The organism is Sutterella seckii (assembly GCF_009183815.1).
Classification (GTDB): domain Bacteria; phylum Pseudomonadota; class Gammaproteobacteria; order Burkholderiales; family Burkholderiaceae_F; genus Sutterella; species Sutterella seckii.
Genome location: NZ_WEHX01000103.1, coordinates 1 through 8,074, shown reverse-complemented (window position 1 = coordinate 8,074; position 8,074 = coordinate 1). Strand labels below are relative to the sequence as shown.

The following is an 8,074-nucleotide window of genomic DNA, read 5'->3' as shown; positions in this document are numbered from 1 at the left end:
GCCTGTTTTACGAATGAGAGTACCCTCTATGCACAGGCGGCCTGACCCCAAGCGCCACACAGCACCATCCGTCAACTATTAAATACCTTTGTTAATAACCGAATTCAAGCCGCGGGCTTTTGACGGAAGTTTTTTCCGCTTCCTTCCTTAAACTTCATACTCTTTAAAAGGACCTCTTCGCCCCATGGCAGAAGACTTCCGATAATAAAAAAATACTGACACCGCCCGGCGAGGTTCCCCCATCCGCTTCCCCCGCGGCTTCATCGCACCCTAAAGGAATACCCATGGAATCCGCGCTGACGTCGCCGTCCTCAATCGCGCACATTCTGCTCGTCTACGCCTTTGTCATTTCCCTCGGACTTGCGCTCGGCCGCATCCGGATATTCGGCGTGTCATTGGGCGTCACGTTCGTTCTCTTCGTCGGCCTTGCCGTCGGACATTTCGGTATCGCGGTCGAACCCCATGTGCTCGGGTTCCTGCGCGACTTCGGCCTCATTCTCTTCATCTTCTTCATCGGCCTTCAGGTCGGTCCCTCGTTCTTCTCGAGCTTCCGCTCGGGCGGCATCGTGATGAACGGCCTCACCGTCGCCGCGATCTTTCTCTCGATCCTGGTGACGCTCCTCCTCTGGGCCTTTTTCGGGGGCTCGATCGACCTCCCTGCCTTCTTAGGCGTTCACTATGGCGCCGTCACTAATACGCCGGGTCTCGGCGCTACGCAGGAGGCGCTCGCCGTCATGGGGTACAAGGGCGAGGACATTACCGTCGCCTATGCCTGCGCTTATCCGCTGGGCGTCGTCGGCATCATTCTCTCGGCAATTCTCATCCGCGTGCTCTTTCGCATCAACCTTGCCGATGAGGACAAGGCCTGGGAGGCGGACGAAGCCGACAAGAGCGATGCGCCGATCTGCTTTCACGTTGAGGTGGTGAACGCCTTCCTCAACGGACAGACCCTCGAATCCATCCGCAAATTCATCGGCCGCCCCTTCGTCTGCTCGCGAAGGAAGATTGCCGATTCGGACGAAATCACGAGCCCGGGTCCTCAGACCCAGGTGAAGACGGGCGACGTCCTGCGCATTGTTTCCCAGAGTGAAAACAAGGACGGCATCGTCGCCTTCTTCGGGAAGGAAGTGAACGACGTCGACCTCGCGATGCCGCATTCCCCGGTTCATGCGGAAACGGTCATTGTGACGGATCCGGCGGTTAACGGCCTTCGCGTGAAGGACCTTCACCTCTCCCACTACGACGGTCTCAACATCACCCGCATCTACCGCGCGGGGATGGAAGTCTTCCCCTACCGAAGCCTTCACCTGCAGCTGGGCGACCGCCTCAAGATCGTGGGTCCGGAGCGCGCCATCACGCGCTTCTCCTCCCGCGTCGGGAACCAGCAGGGGAAGCTCGACCATCCGAACATCATCTCGATCTTCGTCGGCATCGCGCTCGGCATTCTCGCCGGCATCCTGCCGATTGCCATTCCGGGCGTTCCCGTTCCGGTGAAGCTTGGTCTCGCGGGCGGCCCCCTCGTCGTTGCAATTCTCCTCGGCCGCTACGGGCCGTCGCTCAAGCTCGCCACCTATACGACCAACTCCGCGAGCCTGATGCTGCGCGAGCTCGGGATCGCCTTCTTCCTCGCAAGCGTGGGTCTCGCTGCGGGCGGCGGCTTTGCGGACGCCTTCATTTCCGGCAACGGCTTCCTCTACATGTTCTTCGGCGTCATCATCACGATGGTGCCGCTCCTCATCGTTGGCTGGGCCGCGCGGAAGATCTTCCGCATCAACTACCACTCGATCGTCGGCATGATGGCGGGTGCGACGACGGATCCCCCGACTCTTGCCTACGCGGCGACGCTCTCGGAAAAGAACAGCTCTGCGGTTGCCTATTCCACGGTCTATCCGCTCGCCATGTTCCTGCGCATCATCACGGGCCAGATCCTGCTTCTCATCTTCTGGTCAGCAGCTGCCTGACGACGACTCACGGCGATTAAAAGCAGCAAATCAGACTCGTCTTTCTTCCAAAACACAGGGGCCGGCAATTTGCCGGCCCCTGCTCTTTTGATGTCAGACTCTCTTCAATCCTGAGAACACTCAGAGATTCGCGCCTTCAGCGGCATTTCCCTTCTTCGCTCCCAGAGTCTTCGCGAACCACGCGACGACGCGGTCGATCACGGGCTTCTGGTACCAGGGGAGATCGCCGTGACCGGCATTCTCAACGAGGAGATAGTCGGCAGGCACGTTCTTCTCGCGGAGCGCCCGGTAGAGCTTCGCGCTCTGCATGGGAGAAACAAGCTTGTCCTCTGCGCCGTGGAGGATGAAGAAAGGCGGCTCAGAGCCGTCAATGTGGCCGAGCGGGCTCGCGGCCATGGCCTTCTTCGGATCCGCCATGATGGAAGCCCCGGCATAGTTGCGGAAGGCCGGGCCGTTGACGAGAAGCGCTTCCGTCACGGCGGGCGATTCGTGAACCTTCTGCGTCGCCGCGTCAAAGCCTTCGCCGATCGTCATGAGGTCCGAGATGCCGTAGATCGAAACGACGGCCTGCACGTCTGAAGAGACATCCGTCCAATCGCCCTTGTCGAAGGTCTTTTCGCCGTTGGTTGCGCCCGCCATCTCCACAAGATAGCCGCCCGCGGAGTCGCCGAGGATGCCGATGCGGTTCGGATCCACGCCGTACTCATCGGCATGCGCGCGGATGTAGCGGACCGCCGCCTTTGCATCCTCGAGGAGCGCCGGGAATTTGGCCGGAACCGGACGGTATTCGGCTGCCGCAACGACGAAGCCCGCTTCCGCGAGCGCGCGTCGCATTTCGGAAAACTTCTCATGGTCGGCAGAAGTGAAGCCGCCGCCCGGAAAATAGATGACTGCGGGCTTCTTTTCCTTCGTGCGCGGAATTTCAAGCGTCATGCGAAGCTGCTTCACGGCGCGCGTGCTCTTAAGTTGGCTAAAGATCACGCCCGAAATCATGTCGATCTGGGGACGCACGGCATCAACGCGAATGACTTCCGCGCCTTCGGTCCAGCCGGGAAGCGACGCGTGCGAGGCCGATGCGCCTTCAGCAGCGGCGATCGATGAAGCAAAGAGAAGCGAAACGAAAAGCGCGAGTACGGGCTTTTGGAGCATGAGAGCAATTCCTTTTTGTCAGTGGGCGTCAGACGGACGATCCGGCTTCCGGCATGGGAATCCTGAAGCGCCCGCACGTTTTAGTAGGTATGGGTCGCCCCAAAGAATACCGGTTTGAAAGCGCCGCAAACATACAAGCACTTGGGTGCTGTCTCTATGCCGGAAATGAAAAAGCGAGGCCTGACCCGGCTTCCCAGGGCCTCGCTCTTCATTCACGCTTCGCCGGCCGGGCGCATCAGGGCATCGGCACGAGGTGCGTCGTTTCCGGAATCGGCAGCGCCGCAGACGCAGCAATAAGCGCCCTGTAGGTTCTGCCGCCGAGCTTCACTTCCTCGCCCTCGGCAAAGGTCTTCCCGCGCGTAATCTGCATCATGGCGGCATCCACCATGAGCGCACGGATTTCGAGGGGCTTGAGAAGGCTCCCCTGAATCTCCACTTCGCGCACGCCGAAGCGGTCGAGCCCGACGGTGTAGCCTGAGAGCCCCTCGACATCGTTCTGCTGCCAGAGACCGAAGTAGATGAGGTTGAAGATCGGAAAGGCCTTCTCGGAATCCTGCATCGCAAGCGCGGCCTTGCGGTAGACATCGGGCGCAAAGAGCCTCGAAGCCGCATTGACGGCGCGGGCATTGGGCTGCTCGCAGAGGGACGCAAGCACCTTCATCGCCGTGCGGGCATTTTCGATAAGAGACGCGCTTTCCGCGATCACAGCCACCGCAAGGTACGCCTGGTGAGCATGGGCGACATCCGCGGCTTCGGGCCAGTCGTGGCAGTTCTTTGCCTGTTCGTCGGCCGCATGGTCGGGAACCGGCCGGGGCTCAAGGCCCACCACGACGAGCGACCCGTTGACGCGGAAGATCCACGGTTCGCGCGGCGTCTGCGGGGGTTCGCCCGCATTGATCTGCCAGTCAAGAAGAAGAGACTGCCTCAGATGAGAAGGCTCCCAGGCAGGTACCGAGAGCAGCACCAGTCCGGTCATCGGGTAGTCGGAAGCCCTCAGGGGCGTCTCAGTGTTGGAGCCGGCATGGGCCTCAAGCTGCGTGTCTGTCATTTCTCTTCAAAAAGCGGGAAAAAGAGAAAGATTAGCCCGAATTGAGATGGTTCGCAAAGAAAATTGCTTTTCGAGATTTGTCCTTTCGCTCTTCAGGCCCTGCTGAAAGTGTAGGATTGAGAAAATTCCTTTGCCGCGGCTTTTTTGGGGATCCTTCCCTGCCGCATCCTGAGTCGCTGACATGCGGGGCCGTCTCTTAAAGAAAAGAGGCAGGCCGCCCCCGAATATTAATAATCGGCATAGTTTGCCGGACTCAGGAGAAACTCATTTCCTTGAAAAGAACTCAGCAGCTGATGAACACAAAATCGGGGACCCAGAACGAAGAGGAAAAGGCCTTTCTCTCCGCAACGCCTGAAACCATCTACTTCGGCCGTCATGAAGTAAAGCTCTCCCGGGCGGCGCGCCTCATGCGCTCGCTTAATCTCCTTCCGATTCAGCACCGGCAGGCCTGCGCGAGCAAACTCGGCATCACGCCCGCCATTGCGCTCGAGGGCGAGGATGAACTCGCCGGAGAAACCGCGCGCACGATGAATGCGGCGGCACTGCGGCCGCTCAAATTTCCTGAAAGCTTCTCCCATGCGTTTGAAGCGTTCGGGCCTTCGGAACCGGATGATGCTTCCCACGCGGACGGAGAAAAGCCTCAGAAACTCAAGAAGCCCTTCAAGCCCCTGACCGGCACGACCTTTGCGGTCTCGGGGAATATTTCCCTCGAAGGGGCGCGGTCCTTCACCTGCGGCGACCTTCGGGACGAAAAGCTCCTCCATACGGCTCGCCCCGTCCTCTCGCTCGAAGAGGCCGGGGCATCGCTTGCCATGGTCGCCAACTGCGGCGAAATGCTCGGCCTTCTCTCGCCCGATTATCTGGGGTTCACGGTCCGTTCCGGATCTCCCGTCAATCCCTGCTACCCGGAAACATCGCCGCACGTCATGTCGCCCTTTGACGCTTCCGCCTCTCTTGTCGCCGTCGGTGCCGTGAGCGCGGCGCTCGTTCTTGGGCGCGGCTCGGACATGGCCTCTGCCGCCATCCGCTCCGGAATGACGGGCTACCGCCCGAGCCTCGGGGTCTTTACGTCCACGGAAGGGTTCGTGCATTCCTGGCGCTATGCCGGCTGGGGAGCGATCGGGAGGGACGCCGTATCGGCGGCAGGCCTCATCAATGTTGCCGCGCTTAATGAAGGCGTCTCTGATCAGCCGGGGTGCGGCCCCTGGGAATTCCCGGGCTACCGTCCGATGCTGATGGGTACCGAAGGCGTTCAGGCCTGGCGTCATGAATTCATTACGCCCGTATCCCCGAAGCACGTCGCCTTTGCGGTCGGCGAATCCTGGAAGACGCCCGAGCGCGAAAAGGAAATCGAACGCCTCGCAAAGGCCTTTGCCGATGCGGGGGTCAGGGTCGACTTCATCGACGAGCTCCCAAAGGAAGCTTCTGAAATCGAGTGGCTCTCCTGGGCCGAATTCGGTCCCGTTCTTGAAACCTACTTTGAAGAGGCGTTCCCGCTCACCCCCGTCATCCGCACGGACCGCTTCCTCATGCTCCTCACCCTGAGCGAGCGCGTGAAGACGGCGGGCTTTGCCGCCAAGAACCCGCTTCAGAGCAAGCGCTTCGTCGAACTTGTTCGCCGCGAGCCCGAGCTCCTCTCCCCCTGGGCCGGCCCCATCATCCGGAATCGCGTGATGCCGCTCAAAACCCGCTTTGAAGCGCTCTTTCGCGGCAAGGACCGCCCCGATGCCGTCATCTGGTTCGGAGGCTCCCCCGCCGTCGACGCCGCAGAAGGCGCGATCTTCGGCCTTCCGATTCTTGACGACAAGGAGAAGAAGGAGTTCGCGGGCGCTTATGTCTTCGGCGCTCCCCGCGAAGACTGCAAGACGCTCGGCGCTGCCGTCATGCTCGAAAACCTGAGAAGCCCGGAACTTGAAGAGGAGATCCGGCGCATCGGGCTGAACCGCCCCGACGTCGTCCTCGAAAGGGATTCAGCTGAGGAATCTGCCGATTCTGCAGCGAATGAGAGCGAGGTTGCGGAACCTTCGGATGCAGAGCTCATGAAGAGCCTTTCGGAAATTGCTTCCGACTCAGCCGTCATTCTGCCGGCGGGCACGATCCCCGAAGTGGAGGCGGAAGCGGAAAACGCTCCCGCGGACGCGGATGCTCACGAGGATGAGGAAGGGAATCCGATGGATTCCGACGAATTCTCGCGGCAGCTCAAAAAACTCGTCGGTGAATTCCACCAGGCGCTCACCGAAGCCGCCGAGGACGACAAGGACCTCGCGGATACCGCAGCAGCCTCCTCCATTCTCGTCAAGTCCCTCATGAACGGCGAGGAGATTGAGGTATCGGATAAGGACGAGGAAGCGAAGCCCGAACCCGCGCCACAGCCCGAGATTCCGCCGGAGGATGCCGCATGGCTCGCGAAGTTCATGCCGGACTCCAGAAAGCGCTGCCCTGAAATTGCAGAGGAAAAGTTCCTCCGCGAGATCTTTACGGACCCGATGCCCGAAGAACCCACCGTCGAGGACTCGGACTACATCCTCCAGTTCGCGAAATACTGGCTTCTGCGCCATGAGCGCCATAAGGCGCAGAAGGTCCTCGAGCGCATCCCGGAAGCCAACCGCACCTTCGCCGTTGACGAAAACCTCGTGATGGCGCTCTTCCTCGGCCCTGACCTTGAACGCTCGACGAAAGCGGCCGAAGCGCTTCAACCCACGACCGATTCGGAGCGCGCGAGAAAGGAATGGATTCTCGGCCTCAATGCCCAGCGCATGGACGACAAGGATGCAGCCATTGCGCACTTCCGCGCGTCGCACAACTATGCGCCTGCGAATTCGCCTGCGAACTTCCCGCTGGCGCTCCTCATTCTTCAGCACGAGGGCGTCGATTCCGAGGAATACAAGGCGCTCAAGGAAGCCGTGAAGAAGGATCAGCCTTCGGCCTACAAGCTCCTTCTTTCAGACGAAGAGCGCCTTGAGAAAGAGCAGAACTTCGAGCGGGAGCTTCTCCCCGAACTCCCCGCCGGCATCTTTACGGCCACGCTTCTGATGCCCCGCGAGAGACTCCGGCTCAACAAAGACCGGTTCCTCAAGGACCTCTGGACCAACTGGAACCTTGCCATTGTCGACAGGACCCCCGATGATCCGGACACGTTCACCTTCCGGATCGGCTACCTCTCGGGATCCCTCAAATGCGAATCCGGGAAGGTTCCCGACACGTCGCTCGAACAGGCGGCGAGAAAGAACATCTATACGCGGGACGCCGAAGCGCTTCTTCTGAACCACGCAGGACGCATCAATCTGCGCCTTGAAGCCGGCACAACGCCCTTGAAGGACGCGGCCTCGCTCTTCGCGCAATTGCTTGCTTCCGCCTGCCGTTCGGCCGAGCCGCTCGGGGTTTACCTCGCCGGGGTGCTCCAGCCCGCCAATTACTGCATCGACGCCGCAAGGCCCGTCTCTGCCGGCGCATTCCCGACGCTCTCGGTCGTGAGCATCTTTACGCTCGAGGATTTCGGCATGCCCTACATCTCGACCTACGGTCTCACGACGATCGGCCACCCGGAAATCGAGGTGGATCTCGACGGACTTCCCTTTGAGTCGGCAAGCATGCTCGTTTATTCCCTCCTCGAGCGGATCGTGAACGATCAGTTTGAAGAGGAAGCCCAGACGATCCGCTTCGGGCTTGACCCCGAGAACCTCACGGAACTCGAGATCCGCCGCTCTCCGGGGCGCAATGTCGCGACCGAGGTGCTTCTCTTCACGAGGAAGGGCGATGAGGAGGTGATGCCTCAGGCGTGATTTTTGTCTGCCGCTTTAAGCCCTGTTGCTTATTGAATACGTGAATTCCCAGGAATCCGTTAACAGAGTCTGAAAGAAATTCATATCCCGGCTTAGTTTTGATTTAAGGCAACTAACTGAAATCTAAAGGTTAG

At 60.1% G+C, this 8,074-nt stretch carries 4 protein-coding genes; 2 read left to right on the top strand and 2 right to left on the bottom strand.

Annotated elements, in window-relative coordinates; all coding sequences use genetic code 11:
- Positions 1 to 284: 284 nt before the first annotated feature.
- Complete coding sequence (locus GBM95_RS10345) at positions 285 to 1,961, top strand: putative transporter (protein WP_152159022.1); 1,677 nt, start codon at positions 285 to 287, stop codon at positions 1,959 to 1,961.
- Positions 1,962 to 2,081: 120 nt separating this feature from the next.
- On the opposite strand, the gene GBM95_RS10340 is transcribed toward GBM95_RS10345, so the two are convergent.
- Both GBM95_RS10340 and GBM95_RS10335 read right to left on the bottom strand, forming a co-directional pair.
- Positions 2,082 to 3,110, bottom strand: a complete 1,029-nt coding sequence (locus tag GBM95_RS10340) for an alpha/beta hydrolase (RefSeq protein ID WP_152159021.1) — start codon at positions 3,108 to 3,110, stop codon at positions 2,082 to 2,084.
- A 235-nt stretch (positions 3,111 to 3,345) separates the two neighbouring features.
- Positions 3,346 to 4,158, bottom strand: a complete 813-nt coding sequence (locus tag GBM95_RS10335) for a hypothetical protein (protein ID WP_152159020.1) — start codon at positions 4,156 to 4,158, stop codon at positions 3,346 to 3,348.
- Positions 4,159 to 4,451: 293 nt separating this feature from the next.
- Here GBM95_RS10335 and GBM95_RS10330 point away from each other — a divergent pair, with 293 nt between their 5' ends.
- Positions 4,452 to 7,940: a hypothetical protein gene (locus tag GBM95_RS10330; protein WP_152159019.1), complete on the top strand. Its 3,489-nt coding sequence runs from the start codon at positions 4,452 to 4,454 to the stop codon at positions 7,938 to 7,940.
- The last annotated feature ends 134 nt before the right edge of the window (positions 7,941 to 8,074 follow it).